The 14869-nt window shown below is 71.7% G+C and carries 13 protein-coding genes; 4 read left to right on the forward strand and 9 right to left on the reverse strand.

Annotated elements, in window-relative coordinates:
- The first annotated feature begins 71 nt into the window (after positions 1-71).
- Both ACLJPY_RS08515 and ACLJPY_RS08520 read left to right on the forward strand, forming a co-directional pair.
- Entirely contained in the window at positions 72-998 is a 927-nt protein-coding gene (locus tag ACLJPY_RS08515; RefSeq protein WP_410587458.1) for a ParA family protein, read from the forward strand.
- Positions 995-1996: a ParB/RepB/Spo0J family partition protein gene (locus tag ACLJPY_RS08520; protein ID WP_410587459.1), complete on the forward strand. Its 1002-nt coding sequence runs from the start codon at positions 995-997 to the stop codon at positions 1994-1996. The genes ACLJPY_RS08515 and ACLJPY_RS08520 overlap by 4 nt, the downstream gene beginning before the upstream one ends.
- Before the next feature lie 124 nt (positions 1997-2120).
- Here the strand turns inward: ACLJPY_RS08520 and ACLJPY_RS08525 are convergent, their stop codons facing one another.
- Both ACLJPY_RS08525 and ACLJPY_RS08530 read right to left on the reverse strand, forming a co-directional pair.
- Complete coding sequence (locus tag ACLJPY_RS08525) at positions 2121-3065, reverse strand: D-alanine--D-alanine ligase (protein ID WP_410587460.1); 945 nt, start codon at positions 3063-3065, stop codon at positions 2121-2123.
- Between the two features lie 28 nt (positions 3066-3093).
- Positions 3094-4428, reverse strand: coding sequence for a PLP-dependent aminotransferase family protein (locus ACLJPY_RS08530; protein ID WP_410587461.1), 1335 nt, complete (start codon positions 4426-4428; stop codon positions 3094-3096).
- Positions 4429-4641: 213 nt separating this feature from the next.
- Between ACLJPY_RS08530 and ACLJPY_RS08535 the strand changes: the two genes are divergently transcribed.
- Positions 4642-5286 carry a GNAT family N-acetyltransferase gene (locus tag ACLJPY_RS08535; RefSeq protein WP_364578525.1) on the forward strand — a complete coding sequence of 215 codons (645 nt, stop codon included), beginning with the start codon at positions 4642-4644 and terminating at the stop codon, positions 5284-5286.
- A gap of 208 nt (positions 5287-5494) precedes the next feature.
- Here ACLJPY_RS08535 and ACLJPY_RS08540 read toward each other — a convergent pair whose 3' ends face one another.
- The 7 genes from ACLJPY_RS08540 to murJ all read right to left on the reverse strand — a co-directional run bounded on the left by ACLJPY_RS08540 (position 5495) and on the right by murJ (position 13233).
- Positions 5495-6646: an N-acetylmuramoyl-L-alanine amidase gene (locus ACLJPY_RS08540; RefSeq protein WP_410587462.1), complete on the reverse strand. Its 1152-nt coding sequence runs from the start codon at positions 6644-6646 to the stop codon at positions 5495-5497.
- Positions 6647-6917: 271 nt separating this feature from the next.
- A complete protein-coding gene (trxA, locus tag ACLJPY_RS08545; RefSeq protein ID WP_072475336.1) occupies positions 6918-7241 on the reverse strand; it encodes a thioredoxin in 324 nt (107 codons plus the stop codon).
- 33 nt (positions 7242-7274) lie between these two features.
- The gene (trxB, locus tag ACLJPY_RS08550) at positions 7275-8267 is read right to left on the reverse strand and encodes a thioredoxin-disulfide reductase (RefSeq protein WP_410587463.1); all 993 of its coding nucleotides are present in this window, start codon (positions 8265-8267) and stop codon (positions 7275-7277) included.
- A gap of 78 nt (positions 8268-8345) precedes the next feature.
- Entirely contained in the window at positions 8346-9182 is an 837-nt protein-coding gene (locus ACLJPY_RS08555) for a hypothetical protein (protein ID WP_410587464.1), read from the reverse strand.
- Positions 9179-9802 (reverse strand): RNA polymerase sigma factor SigM, encoded by a 624-nt coding sequence (sigM, locus tag ACLJPY_RS08560; RefSeq protein WP_086841008.1) that lies wholly within the window; start codon positions 9800-9802, stop codon positions 9179-9181. The genes ACLJPY_RS08555 and sigM overlap by 4 nt, the downstream gene beginning before the upstream one ends.
- Positions 9803-9833: 31 nt before the next feature.
- Positions 9834-11426 carry a protein kinase family protein gene (locus tag ACLJPY_RS08565; RefSeq protein ID WP_410587465.1) on the reverse strand — a complete coding sequence of 531 codons (1593 nt, stop codon included), beginning with the start codon at positions 11424-11426 and terminating at the stop codon, positions 9834-9836.
- Positions 11427-11505: 79 nt separating this feature from the next.
- Entirely contained in the window at positions 11506-13233 is a 1728-nt protein-coding gene (gene murJ, locus ACLJPY_RS08570) for a murein biosynthesis integral membrane protein MurJ (RefSeq protein WP_410587627.1), read from the reverse strand.
- Between the two features lie 642 nt (positions 13234-13875).
- On the opposite strand from murJ, the gene ACLJPY_RS08575 reads away from it, so the two are divergent.
- On the forward strand, positions 13876-14802 hold the full coding sequence (locus ACLJPY_RS08575; RefSeq protein ID WP_410587466.1) for a hypothetical protein: 927 nt from the start codon (positions 13876-13878) through the stop codon (positions 14800-14802).
- The last annotated feature ends 67 nt before the right edge of the window (positions 14803-14869 follow it).

The raw sequence follows: 14869 nt of genomic DNA on the forward strand, positions 1-14869 counted from the left end.
GCCATGTTCCACGTGAAACGTAGCGACTCGACCACCGACCAGACGTCTAGATGGAGGAGGTGTCGAGACCGGTGAATCCCCCGCCGTCCGACTCCACGGAGACCAGCCACGACGTGGGCTGGACGCCGATCGCCGAAGAAGCTGCCCGCGCCGCGCGTCTGCTGCACCCCAAGGAGGGTGAACTCCCCCGGCCTGGACGCCGTCGCGTGATGACCGTCGCCAACCAGAAGGGCGGCGTCGGCAAGACGACCAGCACGGTCAACCTCGCCGCCGCCCTCGCGCTCCACGGGCTCAAGACGCTCGTCGTCGACCTCGACCCCCAGGGCAACGCGAGCACCGCGCTCGACGTCGACCACCGGTCCGGGACGCCCTCCATCTACGAGGTGCTCATCGGCGAGGTGACGCTCGCCGAGGCGGCCCAGCCGACCGAGCAGTCCCCCAACCTCTTCTGCGTCCCCGCGACGATCGACCTCGCCGGCGCCGAAATCGAGCTCGTCTCGATGGCGTCCCGCGAGTCCCGGCTCAAGGAGGCCATCTCCTCGGAGATCCTCGACGAGATCGGCGTCGACTACGTCCTCATCGACTGCCCGCCGTCGCTGGGCCTGCTGACGGTCAACGCGATGGTCGCCGCGCAGGAGGTGCTCATCCCGATCCAGTGCGAGTACTACGCGCTCGAAGGTCTCGGGCAGCTGCTGAGCAACATCGAACTCGTGCAGCAGCACCTGAACCGCGAGCTCCGCGTCTCGACGATCCTCCTCACCATGTACGACGGCCGCACCAAGCTGGCCGACCAGGTGACGAACGAGGTGCGCAACCACTTCGGCGACACCGTCCTCAAGACGGTCATCCCCCGCAGCGTGAAGGTTTCCGAGGCGCCCGGGTACGGCCAGACCGTGCTCGCCTACGACCCCGGTTCCCGCGGCGCGATGAGCTACGTCGACGCGGCCAAGGAGATCGCCGAGCGCGGCGCGCAGATGGAGAAGGGTAGTTCGACATGACCGAGCGTCGAGGAGGGCTGGGGCGCGGCCTCGCCGCCCTGATCCCGACCGGACCCACCGGCGGTGGTCCGCTGCCCGCCCCCACCGAGGGGGCGGCGGCGGACAAGAAGGCGGCCGAGGACAAGGGCTGGTTCGCGGCGAACGGGCAGGCGCAGCAGCACGGCGGCGAGGTGGCCGGCGCGGTCTACCGCGAGATCCCCGTCGGCTCGATCAAGCCGAACCCGAAGCAGCCGCGCCAGGTCTTCGACGAAGACGCGCTCGCCGAACTCGAGCACTCGATCCGCGAGTTCGGGCTCATGCAGCCCATCGTCGTCCGCGAGCTCGGCAACGACGAGTACGAGCTCGTCATGGGCGAGCGGCGGCTGCGTGCGTCGCAGCAAGCCGAGCTCGACGCGATCCCGGCGATCGTCCGGCAGACCGCCGACGAGTCGATGCTGCGCGACGCGCTCCTGGAGAACATCCACCGCGTCCAGCTGAACCCGCTCGAAGAGGCGGCGGCGTACCAGCAGCTGCTCGACGAATTCGCCGTCACGCACGAGGAGCTGGCGAGCCGGATCGGCCGCAGCCGCCCGGTCATCACCAACACCATCCGGCTCCTCAAGCTCCCCCTGCCGGTGCAGCGCCGGGTGGCCGCGGGCGTCCTGTCCGCCGGCCACGCGCGGGCGCTGCTGTCGCTGGAGGACGCCGAGAGCCAGGAGGAGCTCGCTGCGCGCATCGTCGCAGAGGGCATGTCGGTCCGGGCGACCGAGGAAGCCGTGACGCTCAAGAAGAGCGAGAAGCCGGCCAAGCCGAAGCCCGCACCGCGCAAGCCGATCCAGGCGCCGGGGTTGCAGGAACTCGCGAACCGGCTCTCGGACCGCTTCGACACCCGGGTGAAGGTCGACCTCGGCCGCCGCAAGGGCCGGATCACGCTTGAGTTCGGGTCCGTCGACGACCTCGAGCGGATCGTCGCGCTCATCGACCCGAACGGGACGAATCAGACACCGAAAACCGATTAGGGATCACCCCAGGGTGTTTCGTCACGGTGATGATTGCTCCTCGGAGCCGTGACGAGCACAGTTAGTGATCACACGAAAAAGGCCGCCACGGGAGTTCCGAGGCGGCCTTTCGCGTGCGTAGGAGTCAGCGAGTGACGGCTCGCGCGATCAGTTCGGCGAACACCGCGCCGAGCGACTTGCCCGCCGCCTCGATCGCCATCGGGACCGTCGACGTCTCGGTGAGCCCCGGCGACGGGTTCACTTCGAGGAAGTGCACCGTGCCGTCGGCCGCGACGACCGCGTCGGTGCGGGAGATGTCGCGGAGGCCGAGCACGCGGTGCGCGGCGACGGCCAGCTCGGCCACCGCCTTCGCCGCGGCGTCGTCGAGCCGGGCCGGGGTGAAGAAGTCGGTCAGGCCGGCCGTGTAGCGGGCCGTGTAGTCGTACACGCCGCTCTCCGGGACGATCTCGACCGCGGGGAGGGCCTCGGGTCCGTCCTCGCCCTCGATGACCGTCACGGCCACCTCGACGCCGTCCACGAACCGCTCCGCGAGGACCGTGTCCCCGTAGGCGAAGCAGCCGACCATCGCCGCCGGCAGTTCCGCCGCCTCGCGCACCACCTGCGTGCCGAGCGCGGAGCCGCCCTGGTCCGGCTTGAGGATCAGCGGCAGCCCGAGGCGCTCCACCATCGCGTCGAGCACCGCCTGGGCGCCGAGCTCGCGGAACGTGCTGTGCGGCAGGACGGCCCAGCCCGGCGTCACGAACCCGGCGTTCTCGATGAGCGCCTTCGCGGTCGGCTTGTCCCACGCGCGGCGGCAGCCCTGCGACCCGGTGCCGACGAACGGCACGCCGAGCATCTCCAGCACCGTCTGCACCGAGCCGTTCTCGCCCTCGCCGCCGTGCAGCGCGACGACCACCGCGTCCGGGCGCTGCGTGCGCAGCCGCTCCAGCAGGCCCGCGTCGGTGTCCCACTCTTCGATGCCGAAGCCCTCGGACTTCAGCGCCGCGGAGAGCCGCCGCCCGGACCTGAGGGAGACGTCGCGCTCGTGCGAAAGCCCGCCGGCGAGCACGGCAACGGTACGGTCGACCACCGTGGGAACTCCTTAGCTGGAAACAGGATTAGACCGTGTCCGGGGACGGGTTCTGCGGTCCCTGGATCTGGCGCGAGGTCACGCTACCGAAGGTGCGCGCGAGGTCCATTTCGGACTCCAGCACGGCCGCCAGCCGCCGCACGCCCTCGCGGATCCGCTCCGGCGTCGGGTAGCAGTAGGACAGCCGCATCTGGCGGCTGCCGAAGCCGTCGGCGTAGAAGCCGGTGCCGGACGCGTACGCAACGCGAGCGGTCACCGCGCGCGGCAGCATCGCCTTGGTGTCGACGCCTTCCGGCACCGTCACCCAGACGTAGAAGCCGCCGTCGGGCTTGGTCCACGAGCAGCCCGGGGGCAGGTACTGGTCGAGGGCGGACAGGATCGCGTCACGCCGCTCGCGGTAGTTCTCGCGGAACTTCTTGATCTGGCCCTTCCAGTCGTGCGTGGCCAGGTACCGCGACACGATCATCTGGTTGAACGTCGGCGGGCACAGCGTCGCCGACTCCGCGGCCAGCACGAGCTTCTCGCGCACGGCGTGCGGCGCGAGCACCCAGCCGACGCGCAGGCCGGAGGCGAACGTCTTGGAGAACGATCCGAGGTACACGACGTTGTCGGGGTCGGTCGACCGCAGCGCCGGGTACGTCTGCCCGTCGAAGCCGAGCAACCCGTACGGGTTGTCTTCGACGACCAGGACGCCGTGCTCGCGGCAGATCTCCAGGATCTCGGCACGGCGCTCGACGGCCAGCGTGACGCCGGCGGGGTTGTGGAAGTTCGGGATCGTGTAGAGGAACTTGACCCGGCGGCCGGCCTTCTCCGTCCGGTCCAGCGCTTCGCGCAGCAGCTCCGGCACCAGGCCGCGGTCGTCCATCTCGACGTGCACGACCTGCGCCTGGTAGGCGGCGAACGAGCCCAGCGCACCGACGTACGAGGGACCCTCGGCGATGACGACGTCACCCGGGTCGCAGAACAGCCGCGTGACCATGTCCAGGCCCATCTGCGAGCCGACGGTCACCACGACGTCGTCCGGGTGCGCCTTGATGCCCTCCAGGGCCATGATCTCGCAGATCTGCTCGCGCAGCACCGGGATGCCGTGCGCCGAGCCGTACTGCAGCGCGACGAGGCCGTCTTCGGCGATGATCTCGGCCACCTGGGCCGACAGCGTGTCGAGCGGGAGCGCGGCCAGGTTGGGCATGCCGCCGGCGAGGGAGACCACCTCGGGCCGGCTGGCCACCGCGAACAGCGCCCGGATCTCCGAGGCGGTCATCCCCGCGGTGCGCGCGGCGTACCGCTCGAGGTGCGGGTCGAGGTTCTGGCGGCCGCTGGTTGGTCGGCCACTCTGCGGCTTGCTGGGGCGGTTCTCGGTCATCGACGATTCACCCGGGGCTCGGTGGACACGGTCACTCCCGCGGGAGCTGGTAGATCCCATCGAGTGTAACCGGGCACCCATCCGGACCCCCTGACCTTCCGGTGCTCGTCACATCGGCCTATCCTCGATCCTGGCTCCCGTGTTCGTGCCGTGGCTCTCGCGCGGCTCGACGACCGGGCGGCCCGTCGGGAGCGCAGGTCAGGGAGGTCACGGGTGTCGCGTCGCGTCGTGGGCGTCACACTGGACAACCTCGAGCACCTGCCGAAGAGCTGCCGCCGGTGCGTGTACTGGGAGCTGGCCCCCCACCTCAAGCACCAGGCCGAGGAGTTCGGCGCGACCGAGGTCGAGAAGGAAGCCTGGGTCTCGAGCGTGCTGCTCGAGTGGGGGTCCTGCGGCCGCATCGTCTACAGCGACACGCTGCCGGTCGGGTTCGTGCTGTACGCCCCGCCGAACGCCGTCCCGCGCGCACTGGCCTTCCCGACGTCGCCGCCGAGCGCGGACGCCGTCCTGCTGACCGCGTTCCAGGTGCTCCCCGAGTTCCGCGGCGGCGGCCTCGGCCGGATGCTCGTCCAGTCGGTCGCCAAGGACCTGACCAAGCGCGGCGTCCGCGCGATCGAAGCGTTCGGCGACGCCCGCCCGGACGAGGCCGACCCGGACGGCGGGCACAGCTGCGTGCTGCCCGCCGCCTTCCTGCAGAGCGTCGGCTTCAAGACCGTCCGTCCGCACCAGAAGTGGCCCCGCCTGCGCCTCGAGCTGCGGTCGGCGATCACCTGGAAGGAAGACGTCGAGGCGGCGCTGGAACGGCTGCTCGGCCAGGTGACCATCACCACCGCCGAGCCGAGCCTCGGCCGCGCCTGATCCCCCCGCAAACGTTTGCGCCCGTGGTCGGGCACGCCTCGACCACGGATGTGCACAGCTGTGGAAGAACTGCCGAGTTATCCACAGAGCCCTGCTAGGAGCGGTGGACAAGCTGTGGAGAACTGCCCGGAAACCTGGGGACGCGCGGTCCGCGTCCCCAGGGGTGGTGGGGCAGGTGGAGGAGAGCCGCTAGGGGTTGTGGTCGGCCCTATTCGGCCTTGGCGAGCTCGTGCGCCAGGACGTCGGCGAACGTGAACGTCCCCGTCGGCTGGTCGCCTTCGCCGAGCAGGTACAGGCGCTTGACGGCGATCAGGATGCCCTCCGCGACGACGTCGCGGAACGCCGGGTCACCGAGCTTGCGGGCGTCGTCCGGGTTCGTCAGGTAGCCGATCTCGACCCGGACCGCGGGGCAGCGGGTGCGGGTGAAGATGTCCCACGACTTGTAGTGCGTGCGGCAGTCGAGCATGCCGGTGCGGGCCGCGACCTCGCGTTGGATGAAGCCGGCCAGCAGCTCGCCCACGGTCGACGTGGTGCCGTTGCCGTTGCCGAAGTGGAAGCTCGCGACGCCCTGCGCGCGCGGCGAGGGGTTCTTGTCGCTGTGCAGCGAGAGGAACAGGTCCGCGCCCGCGTCGTTGGCGAACTTGGCGCGCTCCAGCTCGGTGGGGCTGTGGTTCGGGCCGCGCGAGATCAGCGCCTCCATACCCGTGGCCTTCATCCGGCCTTCGAGGCGGCGGGCGAGGTCCCAGGCGATGTCGGCTTCGCGCAGGCCGCCGGCGACCACGCCGAGGTCGTCGCCGCCGTGGCCGGGGTCGATCACGATGCGCTTGCCGCGCAGGCGCGGACCGGCCTGGCGCACCTGCTCCTGCTCGCGCAGGAAGACCGGGCGGCCGCCCCGGGCCCGCGGCGAGGACAGGCGGTGCAGCTCGCGGATGGTCGCCGGGCCGCACATGCCGTCCGGCGTCAGGCGCATGTCGCGCTGGAACGTCTTGAGCGCGCGCTCGGTCTGGGGGCCGAAGTAGCCGTCGGGGCGGCCGGCGTCGAAGCCGAGCTCGGTCAGCCGCTCCTGCAGCGTGAAGACGTCGTCGCCGTGGACCGGCGAGGCGATCATGTACGACAGCGGGCGGCTGCCCAGGTGGTAGCTGGCGCCCTTGAGCGCCTGGAACGTCGCCGGACCCACGATGCCGTCGGTCATCAGCCCACGACGCTGCTGGAAGGCACGAACGGCGTGCTCGACGGCGACGTCGAACGTGCCGTACTCCTCGTCGGTACCGGTGACCGGCGGGAGCAGGTCCATCCCGGCCAGGATGGACCTGATCTCGGCGACGTCCGGACCGGCGTCACCGCGGCGGAGTACCCGCATGCACTCCTCGCTCTTCCTAAGGCACCGATGGGGACCTCGGTGCGTGGCAAGAAAACCTTCGCTGGGACGAGCCCAGGTCCTCTATTGTGCCTTGCCAACTCTGGGTGACAGCGTAGGCCCGGTAGGTCAGTCAAGAACCCGTTCGTGGAGTACCCGGCGGGCTGGCGATCACGCACGATTTCGACGGTTCGGGCAGATTCGCCCGAACGAGGACGAACCCGGGGTCGCGGGCGGATTCCCGCAGGCCCCGGGTTCGGCGAGGTGGTTCGATTCAGAGGACGTCGGCGAGGTCCGACAGCAGCGCGGCCTTCGGCTTCGCGCCCACGATCTGCTTCACCGGCTTGCCGCCCTGGAACAGGATCAGCGTCGGGATGGACATCACCTGGTAGTCACGCGGCGTGTTCGGGTTCTCGTCGATGTCGATCTTGGCGATCGTCAGCTTGTCGCCCTTCTCGGCCGCGATCTCCTCGAGCACCGGGGCGACCATCTTGCACGGGCCGCACCAGGTGGCCCAGAAGTCGACCAGAACGGGCTTTTCGCTGGTCAGGACCTCGTCGACGAACGTCGCGTCGGTCACCTTGACGGTGTTGGCCATGGTTTCTCCTTCAGGTGGTTGGAAGCCGGAAAGTCAGTTGGTGCCCGCGCCGTAGCCGCCGCCGACGAGCTCGGCCGCCTCGTGCGCGTCCGCGTCGCCGTGCTCCGCGAGCCATCGTTCCGCGTCGATCGCGGCACTGCACCCGGAACCGGCCGCGGTGATCGCCTGCCGGTAGGTGCGGTCCACCAGGTCACCGGCCGCGAAGACGCCGTCGAGGTTGGTGAAGGACGTCTTGCCCTTCGTCACGACGTAGCCGTCCTCGTCCAGGTCGACCTGCCCCTTCACCAGCTGGCTGCGGGGGTCGTGGCCGATGGCGACGAAGAAGCCCGACACGTCCAGCGTCGACTCGGAGCCGTCCCTGGTGTCCTTCAGCTGCAGGCCCTCGACCTTGCCGGTGCCCAGGACGCCGGTGATCTGCGAGTTCAGCTTCCACTTGATCTTGTCGTTGGCGCGGGCGCGCTCGACCATGATCTTGGACGCGCGGAACTCCTCGCGCCGGTGGACGATCGTGACGGACTTCGCGAACTTCGTCAGGAAGGTCGCCTCCTCCATCGCCGAGTCGCCGCCGCCGGCGACCACGATGTCGTGGTCGCGGAAGAAGAAGCCGTCACAGGTCGCACAGGCCGAGACACCGCGGCCGAGCAGCTCCTGCTCGCCCGGCACGTTCAGGTACCGCGCCGCGGCACCCATGGCGAGGATGACCGCGCGAGCGGCGTAGCGCTTGCCGTTCGCGACGACGTACTTGACGTCGCCGGTCAGCTCCAGCGACTCGACGTCCTCCGCGCGCAGCTCGGCGCCGAAGCGCTCGGCCTGTTTGCGCATCTCCTCCATCAGGTCCGGACCCATGATGCCGTCGCGGAACCCGGGGAAGTTCTCGACCTCGGTCGTCGTCATCAGCGCGCCGCCGAACTGCGTGCCCTCGAACACCAGCGGTTCGAGCTGGGCCCGCGCCGCGTAAACGGCAGCGGTGTATCCGGCAGGACCCGACCCGACGACGATCAGGTTCCTGATTTCCTCGGCAGCCACCCGTGACCTCCGCTCGTAGTGACCCGTGTACCAGGCTCAACACGATCGTAGGTGGCGGTGTTCCCGGGGTGACAGGCGCTACTTCTCCCCCACGACCTTGTCGAACAGGACCGCCGGACGGCCCGGCCCGCAGTCCGCGCCGAAGGCCACCAGCCGGAACTGGGCCAGCTTGCCGGTGGTCAGGATGATCATGACCCCGGCCTTGCCGCCGACGTTCACCGGGCGGATGCCTTCCGGGCGCACCTTCGGGTCGAGCCCGGAGGCCGCGATGCACGCGTCGAGGCGGTCCTCGTTCTGCAGCGGGCCGAAGTCGCGGACGCCGATCGCCTTCCCGACCAGCGCTTGAGCGCCGGCGCCGTCGTTGCCGACCGAGGGGCCCGTCGGGGCGGGGGCGGCGACGTTCGGGGTGCCGGTCTGCTGCGAGGTGTCCGGGACGACGAGGGTCACGGCGACGACCGCCGCCGCGGCCGCGGTCAGGACGCCGGCGGCCCAGCCGAGCCGCTTGTTCCGCTTCCGCCGCGCCGCCGCGAGGTCCACCACCTGGGCGCCCTGCGGTGCGCTCGGCTGTGGGGCTGCAAGCCCTGGTCGTGCCGGCTGAGCTCGTTCGGGCTGTGCTCGTTCAGGCTGTGCTTGTGCAGGAAAGCGGGCCGCTGCTTCGGCGGCCAGCGCCGCGTCCAGCCGGGCGGCGAACTCCGCGGGCATCCGCGGGGCCGGTGCGTGGGCGAGCGAGGCCAGGTCGGCCTGCGTGGCGTCGAGGGCGGCCAGGATCTCCCGGGCTTCCGGGTCGGCGTTGACCAGCGGCCACAGCTCGGCCGCCCGCGTGTCGTCCAGGACACCGGCGTGGAGGTCGGCGAGCACGTCGACAGACCAGGGCGGACCGATGGTCCCCCCGATCCCCCGGCTTTCGTCCGTCATCGTCCCTCCCCGCTACCCGGCTGACGCCCGGCCCGTTTGCTTTCGTGAGTTGGGACGTTCGCAATCGCATCGGGGTTCCGCAGGTGCCCGAGAACCTTCGCGAGTTTCCCGCGGCCCCGCGCGCACCGGCTCTTGACCGTGCCCTCGGCGATGCCCAGCATCTTGGCCGTCTCGGCGACGGAGTATCCCTCGACGTCGACCAGCACGATCGGGGCACGCTGCTCTTCGGGCAGCTGGTCGAGCGCTTCGCGCACCAGCAGGCTGGTCTCCCGCTCCGCCATCGAATCGCGGGGAGTGGCGGGCTCGTTGAACCCGGTCTCCGGCAGCGGCACGGTCGGGCGCGCTTGCCGGCGGCGGATCCGGTCGAGGCAGGCGTTCACCACGATCCGGTGCAGCCAGGTCGTGACCTGCGACTCCGCCCGGAAGTTCCCGGCCGCGCGGAACGCCGAAATGAACGCGTCCTGCAGGGCGTCGGCGGCCTCTTCCGGGTCGCGAACCGTGCGCAGCGCCACCGCCCACATGCGGTCGCGATGTCGCTGGACGAGTTCGCTGAACGCATGGGGGTCCCCCGCGGCGTGAGCCGCTATCAGATCCGCATCCGTGGGAGCTGCAGCTGTCACGCGGCAGAGCCTACTGACCTCCTCGGGTGCGTCACCCCGCAGGCAGGAAGCTCAGTTCACCGATCTGGGTGACGTAGGCACCGTCTTCGCCGCCCAGCTGGGTGATCCAGACGATGAAGTACTGGCCCTGGGTCGGCTGCGCCAGCTGGATCGTCGTGTCGCCGTCCTGGAGGTCGCCGTTGCCGACGACCTTCGTGTCCGCGAGGTCGGGGTCCTTCTCCGTCGCCGACCGGATCTCGACCTTCGTGCCCGCGGTGCCGCCGCTGACCTTGACCTGGCTCAGGTTGATCGGGTCGTCGAAGCTCGCGACCAGCCCGACACCCGGCTTGATGGTGGGGAACTGCTGCTTGTACTGCTCGGTCTTCCACACCGTGCCGGGGTCGCCGTCGATCGCGTTCCTCGCGCGGCCGGGGTTGTCGCCCTTGCCCTCGGGGTTATACACCGAGACCGCCTTCGGCTGCACCGGCGCGCCCACGGCGGGCGACGGCGGCGGGGCCGGAGCCGACGACGAGGCGGGCGGCTGGCTCGCGGGCTGGCTCGACGCCGGCGGCGCGGCGACGTTGATCGACGGCCCGCTCGCCTTGGAGTCGCCCTGGAAGACGTTGATCAGCATCAGGCCGCCCCAGGCGAGGATGACGACGGTCGCGACCACCAGCACCGTGACGCCGAGGGCGAGCTTGCGCCGCCGGGCGACGTCCTTGACCGGCTTCTTCGTCGTCCAGATCGTGCCGTCGGGCTCGGCGACCTCGCCGCCGACGGCCTTGATCAGCTGGGTGCGCTCCTCTTCCTCGGCCACCTGGTCGAGGACGCGCAGGATGGCCGCGCTGGTGCGGATGCCGCCGTTGCCGCCGTCCTCGATCGTGCGCACGGCCAGCGAAGACAGGTCCGCCGGGACGGCCGGCACCAGCTGGCGCGGCGGGACGATCCGGCCCTGCGGCGTCATCGGCGCCGCCGGGATCGCGGGCGGGCCGCCGGGCAGCGCCCAGCGGCCGGTCAGCAGCAGGTACAGGACCGCGCCGAGCGCCTTGACGTCGTCGCGCAGCGTCGCCTCCGGCAGCGGGCCGGGGAACGCGAGCTTGAGCGCGCCGTTCGGCGTCAGCCGCAGGCGCTGGGGGTGGTCGAGGCCGAGGACGAGCCCGTTCTGGTGCGCCTGCTCGACGGCTTCGGCCAGCGCCTGGACCATCCGCGCGGCCGCGGCGGGGGCCACCGGCCGCTGCGCGACGAGGTCGACCAGGTCGCTGCCCTTGGTCCACTCCGCGACGACGACGCCGAGCAGGCCTTCGCCCGAGGTGATGCCGCTGCCGAGGGCGAGCACGTCCAGCACGCGGGCGACGCCGCCGTGGCCGAATTTCGACGCGTGCGTCGCGCGCTCGAGCGTCCGCCGGGCCAGCCGGGCGGCTTCGGGATCCGCCGGGTCGCCGACGAGCAGGGTCAGCGCGACGTCCCGCTTCAGCTGCCCGTCACGGGCACGCCAAAGGTGCGCGTCGCCCCGCTCGTCCACGCCGAACTGCGCGAGGAGGCGGTAGCGGCCGTCGCCGACCACACGCCCGGGGGCCAGCGATCCGACCTGGGCCTTGCCCACGTGGTTCGCACCCCCCGCCTGTTCGCTCCGCCTCGTGTCCACGCGCCCTCTCCCGCTAGCTCCCGGCACCGAGGGTACCCAGAATACGACGCGGGAGTCGTCGCCTTCCGTACCGCAATCGTTACCCGCGCTTGATCAACCGGGTGAACCTCGACCTGGCCGGCTGCAGCTCCTCCACCTTGAGCGCCATCAGCACGCCGAACGAGACGACGATGCCGACGATGCTCTGCAACAGAAGTTTCGCCCAGGCACCCAGCCGGGGCCCGAAGAAGTCCGGCACGAGCTTGCCCGCCACCCACGCGGCAGCGACTCCCAAGACACTCGCGACGACCGTGAACAGGATCACGCCGATCACCCGCTTGCTGCGCAGGTTGCCCAGCGTCACCCACAGCCAGACCTGGCCGAGGATCGCGCCGACCACGAACGTCAGCGCGTTGACCATCATCACGCCGAGCACGATGTTGTCCGGCGACAGCACGACCGGGCAGAGGTACAGCAACGGCACCTTGACCAGGGTCATCACGATCATGATCAGCGTCGGCGTGCGCGCGTCCTTCATCGCGTAGAACACCCGCATCTGCAGCATGACCAGCGCGTACGGCAGCAGCGCGAACGCCGAGATCGCGAGCGCGTCCCCGAGCCGTTCGGCCGTTTCGACCGTGCCCTTGCCGAAGGTGAACAGCGCGATGCCGATCGAGCCGCCGACCACGGTCATCACCGCGGAGATCGGCACGAGCATCACGGTGGAGATCCGGGACGCGTAGGAGAGGTCGCCGATCAGCTTCTTGTGGTCGCCGTCGGCGGCCGCGCGGCTCATCCGCGGCATGATCGCCGTCAGCAGCGAGACGCCGATGACGCCGTACGGCAGCTGGAAGAGCAGCCAGGCGTTGCTGTAGGCCGTCACACCGCCGGGTGAACCGCTGGTCAGCACGCGCGTGTTGATCGTGTAACCGATCTGGCTGACCGCGACGTAGCCGAGGATCCACAGCGCGAGGCCGCCGAACTCCTTCATCTGCTTGTCGATGCCCCAGCGCCACTTGAACCGGAAGCCGGAGCGCAGCAGCGGCGGGACCAGCAGCAGCGCCTGGGCGACGATGCCGCCGGTGACGCCGATGCCCAGCGTCAGCACCTTGGGGTCGGTGATCGAGACGTGCCCGGTGTCGATGTCGCCCGGCATGATCCAGACGACCAGGATCGTGAAGATGACGACGAGGTTGTTGATCACCGGTGCCCACGCCGTCGGGCCGAAGATCTGCTTGGCGTTGAGCACGGCCGAGAGCAGCGCGAACACGCCGTAGAAGAAGATCTCGGGGAGCAGCAGGTAGGCGAACGCCGTGGTCAGCGCGGGACTGGCCCGGCCGGACGAATCGACGTAGAGGCTCGTGAACGCCGGTGCCGCGATGACCGCGGCCACCGTGCCGACCAGCAGCAGCGTGAACGCCACCGTGATGAGCCGTTGCGTGTAGGCCGCGCCGCCGTCGGGCTCGTCCTGCGAGCGCACCAGCAGCGGCACCACCACGCTGGCGAGCACGCCACCCATCAGCAGCTCGAAGATGATGTTAGGCATCGTGTTGGCGACGTTGAACGAGTCGTTCGCGATGCCCTGGCCGATCGCACCGACCAGCAGCAGCTTCCACAGGAAGCCGGTGATCCGGCTGATCAGCGACGCGATGGCCATCCGCCCGGACGCCTTCGCCAGCGACGGCGCCTTGGCCGGCGCCTCCTCCGGCGCTTCCCCCTCCGGCCGCGGCTTGACCAGCGGCCCCTTGAAGGCCGGCATGACCTGCGTGGCCAGCGCGTCGTACGGCCGCATGACATCGGGGTCGGCGACCGGCCAGCGCGAGTTCATCGGGACGCCGGCGGTGCGCGGGATGAACCGCGTCGCCTCCGGGTCCGGCGGCCGCTGGACCTGAGTGGCCTCCTCCTGCCACGGCCGGACGGGCGCCGGACGCCGAGCAGCGCGGCCGCGCGACGGCACGGGCGTGCCCGGCGGCGGAGTGCCGGGACCGAGCGCCGGACTGCCGGGTGGTGGCGTCAGCGGCGGGCTGGCGGGTTGCGGCAGCCGCCCCTGGAGCGGAGCCCCGCCCGGCTGGCCACCGCCTTGCGGCGGCGGCCCGCCTGGCTGCGGGTTGCCCGGCTGCGGGTTGCCTGGCGAGACGACGGGCTGTGCACCGCTCAGCGGTAGGCCGGGCGGTGGCACGGCCTGCTGCGGGTTGCCCGGCTGCGCACCGCCTTGAGGCGGCGGCCCTGGCTGCGGGTTGCCTGGCGAGATGACCGGCTGTGCACCGCTCAGAGGCAGCCCCGGCGGCGGCACGGCCGGCTGCGGGTTGCCTGGCGGCACGACGGGCTGGGCGCCGCTCTGCGGCGGCACGTTGCCCGGCTGTGCCCCGGTGTGCGGCGGCGGACCCGGCTGGGCGTTGCCCGGCGAGATGACCGGCTGAGCGCCGCTCAGCGGCAGGCCCGGCGGCGGCACGACCGGCTGCCCCCCGCCGTGCGGCGGGGGACCACCCGTTGGCACGGGCTGGACCCGGGTCGGCGCCGGACCGGCGTTGCGCGCCCGGCCACCCTGCGGCGGCGGAACCCGGCGCTGGTCTTCGCGCAGGGCGCGGTCGTCGTGCGGGCCGCGGTCGTCCCGGGGCCAGTCGTCGCGCGGCCGTTCGCCACGCGGGCCGCTCTCGCGGGCCGGGTAGTCCTCCCCGGCCGGGCGGTCGCCGCGCGGAGACCGTGGCGGGATGTCGTCCGGACCAGGCCGTTCGCTGCGGGGGGCACCGCGGGTGGGGCGGTCGTCGCCGGGTGCTCGGTCGCCGTGGGCGGGGTAGTCCTCCGCGGCTGGGCGGTCGCCGCGTGGGGTGCGTTGGTCGCGGGCCGGGCGGTCGTCGCCGGGTGCGCGGTCGTCGCGTGGCCGTTCGCCACGCGGGCCGCCATCGCGGGCCGGGTAGTCCTCCGCGGCCGGGCGGTCGCCGCGCGGGGGGCGGGGTGCGTGGTCGTCCGGACCAGGCCGTTCGCCGCGGGAACCACCGCGGACCGGGCGGTCGGCGTGGGGCGGGAGGTCCGCGCGGGCGGGCCGGCCGGCGCGGGAGGCGCGTTTGTCGCGGGCCGGGCGGTCGTCGGCCGGTGGGTGGTCGTCGCGGGCCGGGCGGGGGGCGCGGCCGTCCTGGGGGGCCTGGTCGCCGCGGCGGGGGCGGGACGGGCCGTCCTCGCGGACCGGGCGCCGGTCGCGGACCGTTGCGTCGTCCGGGGGTGGCAGCTGGCGCGTGTGACCGTTGCGGGGCGGCTGGCGGCGGCCGCGCTCCGGGGGCGGAGGCGGCGGCTGCTGGCGGCCCGGCTGCGCCGGCTGTGCTGCCCTCGGGGGCCCGTCCGCCCGTTGCGGGGGCGGGGGGCCTTCGCGCCGAGGACGACCCGCACGCTCGGGTGGTAAGCCCGGCTCTCTCTCCAACGCGTGCCCAATCCTCGGTGCTCGTCCGGTGCCGCGGCCGGGTGCCGCG

This window comes from Amycolatopsis sp. lyj-23 (assembly GCF_046549135.1).
GTDB lineage: Bacteria > Actinomycetota > Actinomycetes > Mycobacteriales > Pseudonocardiaceae > Amycolatopsis.